Origin of the sequence: Sphingobacterium sp. B29 (assembly GCF_001952815.1) — a bacterium.
In the GTDB taxonomy this organism is placed as follows: domain Bacteria; phylum Bacteroidota; class Bacteroidia; order Sphingobacteriales; family Sphingobacteriaceae; genus Sphingobacterium; species Sphingobacterium siyangense.
This window is the reverse complement of record NZ_CP019158.1, coordinates 2528900-2547044: the sequence shown is the minus strand read 5'-3', so window position 1 is coordinate 2547044 and position 18145 is coordinate 2528900. Positions and strand designations below refer to the sequence as shown.

The 18145-nt window shown below is 41.5% G+C and carries 9 protein-coding genes; 4 read left to right on the top strand and 5 right to left on the bottom strand.

The window, feature by feature from the left end; genetic code table 11:
• Positions 1–3: 3 nt before the first annotated feature.
• The 5 genes from BV902_RS10520 to BV902_RS27305 are packed head-to-tail and all read right to left on the bottom strand — an operon-like array spanning position 4 to position 8669.
• Positions 4–2475: a glycoside hydrolase family 2 TIM barrel-domain containing protein gene (locus BV902_RS10520; RefSeq protein WP_075991883.1), complete on the bottom strand. Its 2472-nt coding sequence runs from the start codon at positions 2473–2475 to the stop codon at positions 4–6.
• A gap of 37 nt (positions 2476–2512) precedes the next feature.
• Entirely contained in the window at positions 2513–3958 is a 1446-nt protein-coding gene (locus BV902_RS10515; RefSeq protein ID WP_075991882.1) for an alpha-L-fucosidase, read from the bottom strand.
• 24 nt (positions 3959–3982) lie between these two features.
• On the bottom strand, positions 3983–5551 hold the full coding sequence (locus BV902_RS10510; protein WP_075991881.1) for a RagB/SusD family nutrient uptake outer membrane protein: 1569 nt from the start codon (positions 5549–5551) through the stop codon (positions 3983–3985).
• A 27-nt stretch (positions 5552–5578) separates the two neighbouring features.
• Entirely contained in the window at positions 5579–8320 is a 2742-nt protein-coding gene (locus tag BV902_RS10505; protein ID WP_157626005.1) for a SusC/RagA family TonB-linked outer membrane protein, read from the bottom strand.
• On the bottom strand, positions 8298–8669 hold the full coding sequence (locus tag BV902_RS27305; protein WP_157626002.1) for a carboxypeptidase-like regulatory domain-containing protein: 372 nt from the start codon (positions 8667–8669) through the stop codon (positions 8298–8300). Before BV902_RS27305 ends, BV902_RS10505 begins: the two co-directional genes overlap by 23 nt.
• A gap of 335 nt (positions 8670–9004) precedes the next feature.
• On the opposite strand from BV902_RS27305, the gene BV902_RS10500 reads away from it, so the two are divergent.
• The 4 genes from BV902_RS10500 (at position 9005) to BV902_RS10485 (ending at position 18113) form a co-directional block, all read left to right on the top strand.
• A complete protein-coding gene (locus tag BV902_RS10500) occupies positions 9005–11827 on the top strand; it encodes a helix-turn-helix and ligand-binding sensor domain-containing protein (protein WP_075991880.1) in 2823 nt (940 codons plus the stop codon).
• Positions 11828–12092: 265 nt separating this feature from the next.
• Positions 12093–15200, top strand: coding sequence for a SusC/RagA family TonB-linked outer membrane protein (locus BV902_RS10495; RefSeq protein WP_075991879.1), 3108 nt, complete (start codon positions 12093–12095; stop codon positions 15198–15200).
• A 20-nt stretch (positions 15201–15220) separates the two neighbouring features.
• Entirely contained in the window at positions 15221–16651 is a 1431-nt protein-coding gene (locus BV902_RS10490; protein ID WP_075991878.1) for a RagB/SusD family nutrient uptake outer membrane protein, read from the top strand.
• 76 nt (positions 16652–16727) lie between these two features.
• Positions 16728–18113, top strand: a complete 1386-nt coding sequence (locus BV902_RS10485) for a glucoamylase family protein (RefSeq protein ID WP_075991877.1) — start codon at positions 16728–16730, stop codon at positions 18111–18113.
• Positions 18114–18145: the final 32 nt, after the last annotated feature.

The window sequence follows — 18145 nt, the reverse complement described above, 5'->3', positions numbered from 1 at the left end:
GTACTATTTTTCTATTGTTAACAAGGTACTCTTTGATCCTTCCATCCTGCCTGATACCACGGCTGTTCCCGAAGGCAGTCGAAGTTTAATCAATGCACGACCATTGTAGGCCTGTACTTTTTTCGACCCCGTAGAAGTGCCTTGATCAACGATCAACTGACCATCGCCGGTTGAACCAAAATAGATCCAGTCCTTTGCATCGAGACAGGGGGTATTGGTATCGTCCACAATTTGGGCTTGCACAGTGATTACTTCGCCTTCCGCAGCAATCTGTTCGACAAGTAATTTGGCAGGTTTACCCCATTTTTTTGTCTGATATTGCTGTTCAATTTCATCCACTAGAATTTCCCGTCCGTTTTTCGCGACAGCTTTAATCTGATTGTTTCCTTCGTTCAGTTTCACCATCCAGCGCAAACCTGCCGCTGGAAAATCTTGGCTATTCCTTTTCTTTAATCCTTGACTTTCTCCATTGACAAAAAGCTCAACCTCACTGGCATTGGAATATACCTTTATCATTTTCGACTCCTCTTTTTCACCCCAACGGATCGGCCAAGTATGGCCATAAATATGCAGCATTGGTTTCGCTGTCCAATACGACTGGAATACGTAGTACGATTCTTTTTTGGTAAAATCCCGTTCAACAACACCCTTCTGATTGACATAAGGCACAGAATTGTCTGGCCGTACCGGAGTTGAAAAATCTTTAAATGGCCAATAGGCTGTTCCCGTGAGCCAAGGCATTGTTTCTTGTTCCTTTAAGTGCCAATCGATGAGATTACAGATGTAGCTTTCACTCCAATCGCCATCTTTAGAAACCCGTGCTGCACCACCAATGAGCGACGCATCGCCTGCCCGTTCATCTGTTGTGCCATCACCTTTGATTTTAGCTAAAGCGCGATCAGGGTCTTCTGCATGTCGTCTTGCATGACTATCCCCGCCCCACTCCACATGAAGGAAATGTTTTACCTTTTTCATTTCTTCTTCGGACGCTGTTTTATAGTCGGTATAAACACCTCTATACCAACCCGCCCAAATAGAAGGCGAATAAACATCAACAATATCTTTACAGAAATCACAACGTCGTATTGCTGTTTTCCGACTCGGGTCCAATTGATGAGCTAAATCATTGAGTTCACTCATATAAGCCCTTATCTTTGCCTGATCAAACTCCGTAAAATCACCGGGCCAATCATTTTCATTACCAAGCCCCCAGATAATGACCGACGGATGATTATAATGCTGTTCAATCATATTGGTTAACATCCGTTTTCCCTGAAGTTGATAGACCTCCCCACCTAATCCACCTCTGCACCATGGAATCTCTTCCCAAACCAAAATGCCTAGACTATCACAGGCCTCAAGCACTTTACGACTCTGCTGATAATGTCCCAAGCGTATAAAGTTTACGCCCATCTCTTTCATCAGGGTCATCTCTTGTAGAATCTGATCATCAGTCATTGCTGCAGCAACGCCGGCATGGTCTTCATGACGATGGGTACCACGAAGCAAAAGCCTTTTCCCGTTCAGCAGAAAAGGACCTTTTTCTTTAAACGCTACATGTCTAAAGCCAAAGACACTCTCTTCTTTAAATACTTGTCCATTGCTTTTGATTGTCGTAACTAAACGGTATAAAGCCGGTTGATCAGGACTCCAAAGCTGTGGCTTCTTGACCAGGAATTGTCCAAATTCAAGATTCAACGTCCCCCTATTTACCTGTGGTTGCTGGGTTTGCACGATTTTTCCAGCGGGGTCATAGAGCTGCGTTTCGACTTCAAAATTTGTCTGAGCCGAAAATGGCATCAACCGTCCGCGGACGTTGACCACTCCCTGCTTACCATCGGCCCCTACCGACGCCTCAACAAACACACGCTCCAAAGCTGTCTGCGGAACATATTTGAGGTTTAGATGTCTGTAAATACCTCCATAGACGTTAAAATCAGACAGATCAGAAGGGATCATTTCGAGATCACGTGAATTATCCACACGAATTGAAAGCGGTATTTTGCCCTTAAACTGTTTTTTAAAAGCAGCTGTTTTTTTAAACTTTTCAACGGCATCTGTAATGTCCACAGTCCATTCGTCGTATCCGCCAACGTGCTCCCCAACTTTAATTGTATGGATATAAACAGCTGTCTTTTGTCCGGCTCCTTCAAAATGAAGAAGGGTGTGACCATTTAAATAAGGGTTATCGATCTCCAGCGATTTTCTGTACCAGCTTGGTCCCTGATAATAATTGATAGCTGGATCAACAGCGTCCAGCGCATTATAACAGTGCGGCAGATTTATCTGCTCCCAAAGTGGAACAGACTCGGGATTACCGGCTCCCACCGGTCTTACAGCTTCCCAGATTCCCCCCAGATCGCTCTTTAAGAAATCCCAGCCTTGATCAATCCGCTTAACTTCCTGAGCGTGGAGCTGAGCAACTCCAAAAGTCAACAACAACGCAACTATTTTATTCAATCTACTTTTCTTCATTATGCTATTTTAGTATCTGCTTTTCATCTTATTGGCCTTACTCGTCCAAAGCTCCAGTTTTCATGTTCTTTGCTCGGGGCCCTTTTTCGCGCTTAAATTTGCCAGCCACTTCGATCTTAATCACTGTAGCAACAGCATCAATGGGCTGCTCAGGCACGGCAATCTGAATACCATTGGCATTCGATTTTACCTTTAACACTTGATTATTGGCTAAAAGACTAGCTTTTAAAACTTTATTTTCAATCGGAAGTTCGACTATGCCATTTTTTGGCCAGTCAAATACAGAGACATACAAATAAGTCCGCTTTCCATCTTCCTTCATGGTACATCTCCCCCATTCAAATGGCTGTAAAGGACTACTCTTGGTCGCGTAGACTGCTTCACTATTGGCTTTCATCCATTTGCCAATTACAGCCAAACGTTCTATACTCTCCTGTGGAAAGGATCCATCGGGTTTTGGACCAACGTTCAACAAGTAATTTCCACCTTTGGAAGCAATATCAACGAGATTGCGGATCAAGGTTTCGGCAGACTTCCATTTATGATCTGATGTGCGGTAGCCCCAAGTGCCATTCATGGTCATACAAGTTTCCCAATGTTTGCCTTCGAGTTCACTCCAATCTGGAATTTTTTGCTCCGGCGTTTTGGTATCGCCGGGGAAATTAGGCCGTTTCAATCGATCATTTGTGATAATATTGGGTTGTAATGCCAATTGGTCCTGAAGCATATTTGCGGCTTCGTCGGTCATATTGGTTGGTGTATCCCACCATAGCACAGCAATATCCCCATAGTTACTCAACAATTCTTTGACCTGAGGCACAGATACGTTTTTGATATAGTCACTAAAACTCGCTGTTTCTTGTTTGGGATCCCAATGGCCATGATGTGCTAGTGTGTAATCATCTATGCGGGTTGAATCTGGATTAGGCCAGCCTTCTCGCATTAATTTACGAGCAGCCGATCCACCAGGGTTATTCCAATCCTGTGCCTGTGAGTAATAAAAGCCAAGTTTCAGGCCATATTTTCGGCAGGCTTCGGCCAAAGGTTTCAAAACATCTTTACCGTAGGGCGTCGCATCCACCATATTCCACTTACTCGCTGTTGTTTCAAAGAGCGCAAAACCATCGTGGTGTTTGGCCGTGATAATCAAATATTTCATCCCGGCATCTTTCGCCATGCGTACCCATTCGTCTGCATTATACTGCGTGGGGTTAAATTGCTTTGCCATCGCCTGATATTCATCAACCGGAATTTTAGAGCGGTTCATAATCCATTCTGCTCCACCACGTGCCTGTTCGTGCCCCTTATAAACGCCGCCAAACTGCGCATATACTCCCCAATGGATAAACATGCCAAACCGGGCTTCCTCCCACCATTTCATGCGTACACTATCGGGCAAGCGGTTCACTTGCCCAGTCAATGATCCCCTACCTATCACCATGATGAGGACAATTGACAAGAACATATTATATATAGCTTTCATACCTGAATTTTTCTTTTTCTTAATTTAGAAACCTGGTGTTTGCTTAAAATTGTCATTGCCTAAACTTTTGGCCATATCTACCTCAGATTGAGGTACTGGCCATAAGGTATCTCTTGCCATGAATAACCGTGAAGCTCCATCGGGATCCTTGGTTTTATCCATCACCTCTTTGATCATCCCCCAGCGTTTCAAGTCAAAATAACGTTGCCCTTCCAAAGCCAATTCAATCCTCCGTTCATGACGGATAATATCGCGGAATTCATTTTTTGTCAAGGAACCGCTAAACTCTAAGAGCGGCATTTTCACATCAGCCCTGGATCTTACCTTATTCAACGCGTCTACAGCTGTCTGATCAGGCCCGGCACTTTCATTTTTCGCTTCTGCGTACATCAATAAAATATCTGCATAACGTAAGAATACCCAATCCTGATCACTTTGTGTCGCGTAACTGGTTGGCCATTTCGATTCGTTGATATATTTTCTCGGTAAAAAACCACCCAAAACCCCTTCGGCAACCGGATCAAAAGCTGAAGATGTAGTGGTACCTCTCCATACACCGCGGTACATGATTGTCGACTTCAACCGTGGATCTCTATTTTCGTAAGGATTTTTAGCATCGTAAACCGTCGATTCCTTAATATCTTTTCCATCGATGGCATAATAAGAATCCACCAGATACCCCAACGGTTGTATTGTCTTCAGATAAGAATACATCATATCTGCTGGGCTATACATATTGGGCGGTAAAAATCGAGCGGAGAACATGATTTCGGGATTGTTATTTTGTCCAGGTTTTCGGAACAGATCACGGTAACCACCCTGATAGATCGAAAACTTGTTTTCATCCATAACAATCTTCGCTGTTGCCGCTGCTTCGGCCCATTTTTTTGAAGTCAATAACACCTTTGTTTTGTAGCCTAATGCAGATCCTCTCACCGCATGTCCCTTATATCCTGTATTTGGCAGTTTTTCACTCGCGTAATCTAAATCTGCTAAAATCGCTTCGATAACGTTGGTTTTAGGTGTTCTACCCAGCCGAATACTCGCATCGTCCATACCAAGAGGTTCTAAAGTCAATGGCACATCACCGTACAGATTGGTCAACAAAAAGTAGTAATGGGCGCGGATAAAACGAGCCTCTGCTTTATATCGGTCACGGTCCTGCTGGCTCATACTTGTAATGCGGTCAATATTGGCAATCAATTTATTACATGCAGCAATGGCCTGATACGAAATCTCATACCCCTCAGATTGCATTCCGCCGGTTGTCGAGGAGATTCCGGATCGCGAAATAATATTGAAGTTATTGGAGGTACTGGACACAAAGGCATCGTCTGAAAGCCCATCCCAAAACATACTTGCTCCACCCCAACCACCGCGTGCATTGGATGAAGACGTCGAATTGTATCCTCGGCAAAGAAATTCATAACAGCCCGATAGTGCCAAATCAGCATCAGTCTGCGTTTTCCAGAAGGTTGATTCCGAAATTTTATCCGTTGGGTTTTTATTTAAAAAATCTTTTGTACAACTACCTAGTGAAGCTAAGGCAGCTAAGCTTAGGTATAGATATATTTTTTTTACGCTATTTTTCATCTTTAATTTTTTTTAGTTACCACTAGATTAGAATGTGATGCTCGCTCCAAATGCGAATACTTTGTTCTGAGGATGAGTCACATAACGCCCTGATGTTGCACCACCGCTTGATGAAACGCCACGTTCGGGATCTAAACCGGGGAACTTGGAGAATGTGACCAGGTTATCCGCCGCAAAATAGATGCGAAGGCCAGAAATACCAGCTTTGGACAAGGTGCTCTGTGGAATAGAATAGCCTACCTGAATATTTTTAAGACGCAGGAACGATCCATCTTTTAAAAAGAAAGTCGATGCAGTCCGTACGTTATTTGCGGCAGGGGTATTTTCAGCACCGACTATTGGAAGCGATGCATTGGGGTTTTCTGGAGTCCAAGCATCCATCCAGTCGCGGGTGAATGTACCACCTTGCCTGAAAGGAACTATTCCCCACTCACTTACAAATATTTTTTGTCCCTGAGAACCGAAGAAAAAGGCTGTAAAATCAAAATTCTTCCAAACAGCCGTCGCATTAAAGGAATAATCGAAATCTGGATAAGCGCCCGGCACGACAATACGATCATTATTGTCCACAACTTTATCGCCATTTACATCGGCAAATTTCAGATAACCCGGTTGCGCCGGAATCTGTTGCACCGGAGAGGCTTCCACCTCTTCCTTCGAACGGAATATACCCGTGTTCTCCAAAAGATAAAAACTACCATAAGGTAAACCTTCCCGGATAATGGTATTGCCCGAGATACGTTCGGCTCCATATTTCATCACCTTATTGCGATTGGCCTGAATATTTCCATTGAGTGTCAGCGATACCTCTCCAATTTTATCTCGGTACTGAAGACCGAGTTCTATACCTCTGTTACGCAATTCACCATAGTTTACGGTCGGTGCAGTCAGCCCAATATAGGAAGGGAAAGCCGTAGATGCGGATAAAATATCTGATGTTACTTTGTTATACCAATCGAAAGAAGCGGTCAATTTGTTGTTCCATAGCCCGAAGTCCACACCGAAATCCAGGACTTTGGTACTCTCCCATTTGATCCTGTCATTAGCCATGGCTACCTGGCGAGCCCCCTGTTGGAGTGTTTCATCAAAAGGATAAGCAAAAGAAGAATTGTAAACAATCTGATAAGGGTAGTTACCAATATTCTGATTACCCAATGTTCCAATGGAGGCTCTTAATTTTAGTTCATTAACGACCGTCTTCAATTTCGGCCCATAAAAGGTCTCATCCGAAACTTTCCAACCTCCGGATATTGAAGGGAAAAATGCCCATTTTCTATTTTCAGGGAAACGTGAAGACGCATCATAACGTGCATTACCTTCGAGTAGATACTTGCCTTTGTAGTCGTAGTTTAATCGACCATAGTAAGACCTTAATGACCATTCATTGGTTACACCGTTATTAGACTGTTGACCGGCTCCGCCACCATCAAGCTCAAGCAAATCATTGTTGGGAAACTGCAACCTACTTCCGAACAATTTTTGTGTTTTATTATATTCTGCCTGGGTTCCTGCCAGCACTTTCATGTTATGATTTCCAAAAGACTTATCGTAAGTCAGTTGTGTATAGCCCACCGGGTACACATTGTTGTCGTCCGTTACTTCTAATCCTTGACCACCTACATCAAGCTGTCTGGCGGGTAGGTCATCGGGTTTGGCGAACCACATGTATTGATTAATCACAGGTTTGTTGGTATAGTTTTTTGTAAAGCCATAGGTCAACCCGCCGCTAGTCTTCCAATCCAGCCCATCCAATATTTTCACATTTAAAAAAATATTGCCTTGCATAAAATAATTGTTCAGTCTTGTAAATGCATTTTCAGCAACTGCAACAGGGTTTTTATTTGGGGACTGAAAAGGATATGCCCTGGACGTATAACGACCACTACCATCTGGTAATACAGGTCCATAAAGTGGTGATTGACTAATGGTAGACAAAAACTGATCTTCACTACCATTTCTAGGGTATTTCCGATCGCCATAATTCAAGGTAATGCTTGAACCAAAACTTATCCGTTCATTGATTTTAGAGCCTAGGTTAAGCTGTAGATTATACTTTTTAAAAGAAGTCCCGATCATAATATCAGGCTGATTGACGTAGCCCAGTATGACGTTGTAATTTGTTCCTCCGGCACCACCACTTAAGCTTAAATTGTGCGTCTGCACCGGGACTGTTCTAAAGACAGCATCCAACCAGTTAAAATCGGGATATAATTTTTTATCTGTTGCATTTTTGTAGGCATCAATCATCTCCTGGCTAAAAGAAGCATTTGGATTTGTGACACCGGAGTTTTTATTTGCCTGATTATACAGGTTCATATAATCGACGGAATTATACACGAGGTCTGGAAGAGCTGAGGCTTTGGTAATTCCGACATTATAATCGTAGCTCAGTTGTGTTTTTCCAGCTTTACCCTGTTTTGTCGTTACGAGAATAACACCATTTGCTGCTCTTGCCCCATAGATAGCAGCCGATGCAGCATCTTTTAATACAGTGATATTCTCGATTGCTTGAGGATTTAAATTTTCCAAACTCCCGGGGATACCATCTACGATAACCAGTGGAGCGGAAGAGGCGCCGTAGGAACCCAATCCCCTTACTTGGAGATTCACATTTTCATTCCCTGCTTCTCCTGATCCTTGCGTAACACGAAGTCCGGGCATGCGACCTTGAAGTAATTGCGTTGGATTTGTAGCGATACGTTTGTTAAGCACCTTTCCATCGACGGCAGCAACAGCACCGGTTAAATTACTTTTTTTTCTGGGTACCATAGCCTACGACAACCACTTCATCAATCAGGCTACTGGACTCCTGGAGAACGAGATTAATGTGATCTTTCTTATTGACCTGGACTTCAGCCTTCTCTTTGCCTACCAGCGAAAATATCAGGACATCAATATCTCGCGCAAGAATCTGATAATTGCCGGCCCCATCGGTTACAGTGCCGTTTTTCACCCCCTTTATCTGTACTGTAACCCCCGCAAGAGGCTCGCCTGTTGAGGAGCTTACTTTTCCGGATATCTTTATTTGCGATTGGGCAAGCGCCACTGGTGCAGACATGCTCATCAACGAAAATAAAAGTAACCCCTTCCCTACCGTTTTGGTTATCGGTGTTATCATAGTTGTTTTGGTTTATTTGGTTATTTAACGAAGTAAATGAACTCAAATATCAAAAATCGTTCGCAGCAAAAGGAGTATTTTTTGTTCAAATAGGTGGAATAAATAGCTTCATTCCTGATTTTCAACACGATTAAATGGTTCCATCGGTTCAGCTCCAAAATAAGAAGGAGATCTGTCGGAGCTCCCAGAACTCCGTACGCCGAGGGAGATTATCAATTCTGCGATAAAATCGATATATTGTCCCCAAAATCAGTTTAAAGTGAGGGAGTCGATGACAACAAAAAAATATAGTAACGTCTATATCTTTTGGTTTTGCAGCATTTTATTTTTTTTTAATGCACCCTGGCTATTGCCAGACAATCATACCTACAGGAACACCGTTTGTAAAACAATACAAAAAAGACCAATACAAGGCTGGAAATCAGAACTGGTCTTTGGCAGTCGATAAAGATGGTCGTATTTATAGTGCAAATACCGAGGGACTGTTACAATTTGACGGACAATACTGGCGTATCTTTCCACTGCCAAATCATTCAACAGTCCGGAGTGTTGCAATAGGTAAAGACGGAAAGATTTACACCGGTGGAAGAGGTGAATTTGGCTATTGGACTTCCAAACCTTTCGGAAACTTGACCTATCATAGTCTCTCTAAACTTGTCCAGGACAAGACCTATTTTCCAAACGAAGAAATCTGGAAAATCATTGTTGAGGAACAACGGGTATTTTTTCATACATTTTCCAAATCCTATATTTGGGAAAACAATCGTATACGGCAACTAACGGCTAAAGGTGAACCTTTTTTATTTCCACATCAGCTCGATCACAAGCTATTTTTCGAACAGCTGCCAAGTGGTCTACACGAATTTAAACAGGATAAATTAATCCCTGTAAAAGGAAAAGATGTGTTGAAAGATAAAAATGTACTTGCTATCTTACCTTTCGATGCAACGACCTCGCTTATTGCTACTTCGCGAAACGGCCTTTACCTGATGAAAGCCGATGGTTCCATCCTTCCCTGGCTTGTTCCAGCAAACCAGCTCTTGAGCCAATCACAAATCAACAATGGCTTATACCTCTATGACGGACAATATGCTTTCGGCACCATCCAAAACGGTGTTATTGTCATCAATAAAAATGGTCAGGTCATTCAGCATATCAATAAAAACAATGGTCTCCAAAACAATACCGTACTCAGTATTGTGAAGGACAATCAGAAGAATATATGGGTGGGACTGGATAATGGTATAGACCGCATTGAAATTAACTCCCCTTTATCATTTTACACAGATTTTGTCGGAAAAATTGGGACGGTTTATACATCAATTATCTATCAGGGAAAAATCTATCTTGGAACCAATAAGGGATTATTTTCAAGTGAATGGAAAGGATTAAACAATTATAATTCATTGAATTTCTCCCAGATTCCAAATTCTAATGGTCAGGTTTGGACATTAGCGCTATTTGGTGATGAGTTGATTTGTGGACATAATGATGGAACCTTCAAATTGGTTAATGGGCGACTCGAGAAGATTTCACAGATCACTGGCGGCTGGATATTCAAGCCTATATTTGGTACGAAAAACATCCTTCAAGGCAACTATACAGGCCTTTCGAAATTCACTTTCGATGGCATTAAACTCCAGTTCGTACAGCAATTCGCGGGCGTTAAAGAACCCGTTCGATTTTTGGCGCAAAAAGATAACCATACCTTTTGGATTGGCGATTGGGGACAGATACAATTACTCGGATTTGATGCGAATTTCCAACAGGCAAATATTTTATTTTCCTCCAAACAGGACAGTATCGCTTCAAAGAGGCAATTTACGGGAATTTACACATTAGAAAATAATCTTGTATTTGCGACGGACAGCGGATTTCTCCAATTCGACAATATTGTAAAAAGATTCAGCTATGCCGATGAATTAAACACAGCATTAGGCACCTATAAAAATTCAAATAAGGTCATACCGATCAATACAAACAGCTACTGGTTTATTCAGAAGACAAAAATTGCTAAAGTAGATTTTGACAGTAAGGGCAAACTTCATATTGACTCCAATCTGCTCAGTCCCTTACAGGATCGAATGATGAATAACTATGAAAACATCCTCCCTATTGAAAACCAATACTATCTCATCGGCTTAGATGATGGATTTGCAATCTATCGTCATTCCGATAAATCACAAAAATATAGGTTGCCACTTCCACAAATAGCACAACTCATCAACTTGACAACAGGACAGGTTATTATTCCAGATTCAGCGTTCAAACTATCATCATCTGACAATAATCTGAGAATTAGCTTTTCAAGTCCATATTATTCGTCATCACCGATTCAATACCAATATTATCTCGAAGGTTACTCGGACAATTGGTCCGAATGGAGTGAAACTGCCTATCAAGATTTCACGAATCTACCTTATGGAAAATTTCAAATTAAAATAAGGGCGAAGGACAATATGGGCTTGGTTTCGGAAATTCAAACGTTTTCCTTTACTATTCGGTATCCATGGTACCTTTCTTGGTGGGCAAAGGTATTTTATACACTGGTGCTGATAACACTCATCTATTTAGCATATATATTTAGTCTTCAGCGGGAGCGCAAGCGTCAGTTTCAAATACGGCGAAAATGGTTGGAAGAGAAAAAGATTGCTTTGGAACGCGAAACCGAGCAAAAAGAAAAGGACTGGATCAAACTTAAAAACCAGCAATTAGAAGATCAGCTTCAATTAAAAAATAAAGAACTGGCCAATGCAGCACTCAATATCGTTTACAAAAATGAAATGTTGAACAATTTACACGACGAGCTTAAACAGCTTAAAGATGCTGATGGCAACAAACTAAGTTCGGATGAATTGAAAAAAATAAACAAGCTCATTGATGATGCCCATAATGACGATCGTGACTGGCATATTTTTGAAAGAAGCTTTAACGAATCACATGAGAATTTTTTCAAGAAATTGAAACAAGAGTTTCCTGATCTTGTCCCCAATGACCTTAAACTATGCGCCTACTTAAGGCTCAATATGTCGAGTAAGGAAATTGCCTCATTGCTTAACATTAGTACACGCGGTGTCGAGATTAGACGCTATCGATTACGTAAAAAGTTAGGCATTCCCACAGACAAAAACCTCTCTGAATTCCTGATGGAACGTTAAATTCCCATCACAAACACTACATCATTACCACACACGAGCTTTAGTGTATAAAACACACTAAAGCTCGTGTTATTTCGTTTAAAAATACAATCTAAAAAACTGACTATCAAAAACATAAAATACAAAAAAAGGTAAGCTGAGCAAGCTGAAATTTCATGTAGTAGTGATGTGAAAATGTTAAATTTTGGCAAAGTTGGACTACATCAACATATTTGCTTCAGGGAAATAACCAACGTATTTTAAACAAACACCAAAAATTAACGATATGAGGAATCTATCCGCATTATTTTTGACATCCATGGTCGTATCTGTTGCCTATGGACAAACTTCCATACAAGGAGTGGTCAAAGATGGCTCAAGCATGATCTCCATGCCAGGCGTCACCATCAGTATCAAAGGGAAAGCAGTCGCTACAAAAACCGACGCAACGGGGAAATTTCAAATCAACGCCTCTCCTACCGACTCATTGGTCTTTAACTTTCTGGGTTATCGCACACAAACCGTCTACATTGGCAATCAAACGCAACTCAATGTATTCTTAGAAAATCAAAACCAAGCACTGGAAGAGGTTGTGGTTATTGGTTACGGTACGCAAAAGAAAGCGGATCTGACAGGATCGATCAGCTCCTTGAAATCATCCGATATCACAAAGCAACCTGCCATGTCGGCGATGCAATCCATCCAAGGTAAAGCTGCTGGTTTAAATATTATCGCAAGTGAAGCTCCGGGTTCCTCTCCAAATGTTATTATAAGGGGACTGGGTACAGCGCTAGGCGGGAGAAATCCACTCTATATTGTCGACGGAATTGCACAAACAGATATTAATAATATCAACCCATCCGATATCGAATCTATGGATGTTTTGAAGGATGCATCATCAGCTTCAATTTACGGTCTTCGGGCTGCAAATGGAGTTATTATCGTGACCACGAAGAAAGGTAAAACCGGAACTCTTAGTATTAATTATGAAAGTTATGCTGGATTAAAGACCGTCCTGAATAAAGTAAAAATGGCGAATGCTTCTCAATTTTCGCAGTATGCAAATGAATACTGGGCTTCCACTGGCGAAAAATTTAGTTTAGCTCCCCAACAAACCTACGATACGGATTGGTACGACGAACTATTAAAAACGGGTTCGGTTTTCAACAATGCTGTAAATATTTCCGGCGGTACCGAAAAAATTGACTATTTCGTATCGGCCAACAATTTTACGGAAAACGGTATTTTAGATGGCTCGAAATATGTTCGAAATACCATACGAAACAATAATGTATACAAATTTCTAAATAACCGTCTGAAATTTAGTCAAAATCTAAATTTAACGTTAACAAACTCTACACCAAAACCTTACAGTGCATTTAATACGGCATACCGACAAGCCCCTATAATGCCTATTCGTTATGACAATGGTAGATACGCAACGGGCTACTATAATCAAACTACGGGACTGGGCGGTTTAACTGGCGCTCCTAACGATATTATGGCCAAATTAAATGATGAAGGCAATCCATTATACGAGGTTCTTCGCCAAAATGAAAAAATAAATACACTTCGTCTTCAAGGTAGCTTCGAAGGAGAATTTAAAATCACCGATTATCTAAAAGTGAATTCACGTATTGGTGGAAATAAATTTTATTCTAAACAACGTGTTTTTACAAATATAAAAGACCGTTGGTTAAATGCTAATCCACAGAAAACTGACCAAGACTTCGCAGCAAATAAGGCAGCATCTTCCGATGACATTCAGTTTGCCAACAACAGTTTGAATTACGTTGATCTAGAACAGTTCCGTTGGTCATGGGAAAACTTTTTAACATTTAACAAGAGTTTTGACAAACATCATATCGAAGCGGTATTAGGTATGTCCCGCGAAAAGTATGACATCAATAGTATGAGCAGTATGACGGGTTACGATGTTCCGGAAAAAGAGCAATATTGGAATATCAATCTCGCGAATAGTACCCAAGGTGCAGATTACGACCGTATTGCCCTTCAGACTTATTATACCCCGCGTGCATTGGCATCTTATTTCGGGCGTGTTCAATATAATTACGATAGTAAATACTATTTGACAGCAACATTACGCCGTGATGGTTCTAGTGTATTTCGTAATACAGGCAAATACTGGGGCACATTCCCCTCCGTAGGATTAGGCTGGTCAGTAACCAACGAAGATTTTATGAAGGATGCCACTTGGATCAATCTCTTGAAAGTACGCGGAAACTGGGGAAAACTTGGTAACCAAGATATTCCACTCAATGTTTCCACAATTTTACAAAGCCCAGAAAGTTCCAACTACAATTATGTATTTGGCCCAGAACAAAACATGGTGTTTGGTAGTGCCTATGGGACTCCTGCTAAAAATTTAAGCTGGGAGGTTACAGAGGAAACTGGCGCCGGACTGGATTTCGCATTTTTTAACAACCAACTTTCAGGTTCCATAGACTATTATCATAAGATGAATACCAATGCGATCTTGTTGGTTACACCGACATATACTTCTGCTTATGAAGAAAAATTTTATGACCATGGAGCAAAAATCCTGAATCAGGGGGTTGAGCTTGCTTTAAACTGGAATAAATCAATCTCCCCAGATTTCAGCTATACCGTAGGTATAAATTATGCCTATAACAAAAATACTGTTAAGGAAGTAAAAGCTGCTTATGATGGTGATCAAGGTGGTAGTTTGAACAATGGCGAATTAACAAAACAGCTCCGGGTAGGTCAGCCTATTTATGGCTGGTGGATGTATGAAACAAACGGCGTATTCCAGGATGACAACGATGTCAAAAATTATCCATCAAACGGTCCCGCCAGGCCAGGATATCTGAAATTTAAAGATCAGAATGAGGATGGTATCATTGACACCCGTGATCGTGTTTTCTTTGGTTCATTCTTACCTTCTTCCACTTACGGGATTAATTTAGGGATCAACTATAAAGCGATAGATTTTAATTTATCTGGATATGGGGTTTCTGGCAACAAAGTATACAATGGATTAAAAAGTGCGCGCATGAACGCCGGTCAAAATGTTGACCTAGAGACTTTTGAAAACCGTTGGACACCAGAGAACCATACGAATGCACACCCCGGAGCAGATAGGTCATATCTACCTTCCAACTATTACTTAGAGTCAGGTAGTTATTTCCGTATCAACAATATAACTGTAGGTTATACATTTAATAATTTATATAGTTCAAAATCTAAATTGAGGTTGTATGTAACAGCTCAAAATCCTTTTATGTTTACGAAGTATAGTGGCTTTTCTCCTGAACTGGCCGGAGATGGAAGCCCAAATCTAACATCCGGGATAGAGCTCTCAGCTTATCCAACCACACGTAATTTCCTTTTTGGACTTAACATGCAATTTTAATCACCTTAGTTTTGAAGACAATGAAAATTAACAAACTTTATATAGCAATTCTTCTTAGTGGGGGCATTGCGCTGCAGTCTTGTAAAGACAATAGTTTTCTTGATGTTCCGTCAAAAGAACGTGTAGAAGCCGAAGATAGCGAAACTGTCAATACACCCGAACAATTCGTTAACGGCGTCTATGGCATGTTTACCGATTGGGATTACGCTTTTTCCTTTTTAGGCATAACAGAAATGATTTCTGACAACGCAGATAAAGGTAGTTCAGCAACCGATGCAGGAGGAGACAAATTATTATTAGACAATCTGACCTACACATCTACTGCAGGTTCATTCAAATCGATGTGGATCCGCTGGTACAAATCAATAGGAAGAGCAACACAGGCAATTGAATATACCGAGAAATTTGGTTTAACAGACGAAACCTATAAAAACAGATTGATTGCTGAAGCCCGTTTTTTGCGTGCCCTGAATTATTTTTATCTTGTGCGCGGATGGGGTGATATTCCTATACAGGACCGTGATTTGATAAAACGAGAACCAGCATCTGAAGTATACGCCTATATTGAAGCTGATCTACAATTCGCTATTGATAACTTACCTGTCAAATCTGCTTATGCAGCAAAAGATTTGGGCAGGGCAACCAAAGGCGCTGCGCAGGGGTTGCTATCGAAGGTATATTTATACCAAAATAAATGGCAACAAGCTGCTGATATGGCAAAAGCTGTTATTAATTCTGGGGGCTATAGCTTAGAAACTGATTATGCAAAAATCTGGCGATTAGAAGGGGAAAATGGTCCTGAATCGCTTTTTGAATGGCAGGCCCGAGGTAGTTCAATTGCCCATGGTATTCAGCAATATAGTCAAGTGCAAGCGCCTCGTGGAGGAGCAGTCAATTTAGGCTGGGGTTTTAATATCCCGAGTCAAAATCTATTGGATGCATTCAATGCCGAAAAAGATAATATCCGCCGTGATGCAACAATTATTTTCAGGGGTGAAACACTGTACGATGGCCGTCTGATTGACAATGGTGTAGAAAATCCGATGTATAATGAAAAAGCGTATTCTTCTGCGAACGGCGGAGCCGGTGACACAGATAAAAACGTACGCTATCTCCGTCTAGGTGAAATTTATCTTATCCTGGCCGAAGCCGCAAATGAGGTTGGCAATAGCAGCGAAGCACTGAATGCACTGAATACTGTCCGTACACGGGTAAAATTAGCCAACGTAACGACAACAGACCAAGCGCAGCTCCGTCAATTGATCTGGAAGGAAAGACGCCTTGAATTAGCATTTGAGCATGACCGATGGTTCGATCTCATCCGTACAAAACAGGCAAAAACAGCCATGGCTGCCAATGGAAAAACGTTCCAGGATAAAATGATGCTTTTCCCGATTCCGGAAGATCAACGTATCCAAACACCAGAAATGCCGCAAAATACCGGTTGGTAACTATATAAGTAAAATAACTCCGTTCAAACGACCTATGGTCGTTTGAACATTTTTTCAAGAATTAAACAACATATCCATGAGAAAACGAATAGCATATCCAGCACTTAGCGGTATAGCTTTGGCGCTTATTCTCAGCAGTTCGTGCCAAAACGCTACTAATAGCAGTCCAGACAGTCCCTCAAAGATTGATTCAACCGATGGAAGCAAAATCAATGAAGATTCGCTATTAACAACTATTCAGCAACATACATTTCAATATTTTTGGGAAGGTGCCGAACCTACTTCCGGTCTCGCCAGGGAACGCATCCATATGGATGGTGTTTACCCTCAAAATGACCGTAATGTCGTGACCATAGGTGGTAGTGGCTTCGGGCTCATGGGTATGATTGTCGCCATGGAACGTGGGTTTATCAGTCAGGAACAAGGTGTTCAAAAGCTGGATCACATCATGGATTATCTAGGCAAAATCGAACGGTTTAAAGGAGCCTGGGCACACTGGTACGATGGAGAACTGGGTACAGCGAAACCCTTTAGTGAAAAAGATAATGGCGGTGACATCGTTGAAACAGCATTCTTAGCCCAAGGCCTAATCGCCATTCGGGAATATCTAAAAGACAAAGGTGATTCTGCCCAACTCGTTGCCCAAAAAGCAGATAAACTATGGAAAGAAATCAATTGGAATCATTACACAAATGGACAAAATGTTATTTATTGGCATTGGAGTCCTAAATTTAACTTCCAGCAAAATCACCCCGTCAGAGGATACGATGAATGTCTGATTACCTATATTTTAGCAGCCTCCTCACCTACCTACCCTATTGCACCACAAGTGTATCATGAGGGCTGGGCAAGATCTGGTGCAATTAAAAGCTCCGCTAAAAAATACGATATTCCGCTCGTGCTGAAGCACAATGCCAAAGAAGGTGAAGTGGGTCCGTTATTCTGGGAACATTACTCCTATTTAGGATTGAGTCCCAAAGGATTAAAAGACCAATATGCAGATTATTGGGAAGCGACAAGCAACCATGCTAAGATAAATTTGGCTTATGCAGATCTAAACCCAAAAGGTTATAAAGGTTACGGTTCGGATAAAGGCTGGGGCTGGACGGCCAGCTATTCCATTAACGGCTACGATGCACATCACCCAGACAACGACCCTGGTGTGATCTCGCCTACAGCAGCTTTGTCATCCATGCCCTACACCCCACATGAAAGCATTCAGTTTGCGCAATACCTAGACAAACAACTCGGCAATAAAGTCTGGGGTAAATTTGGCTACTATGATGCCTACAGTGAAACGGCAAATTGGTATCCACAACGTTATCTAGCCATCGATCAGGGGCCTATTATTGTCATGATCGAAAACTATAGAACAGGTAAAATCTGGGAGCTATTTATGCAGGCCCCAGAAATTCAACAAGGACTAAAGAAACTCGGTTTTACAAGTCCTTATTTAAAATAGTGGTCTGTGGAATCATTTTCAATCCGTCACAC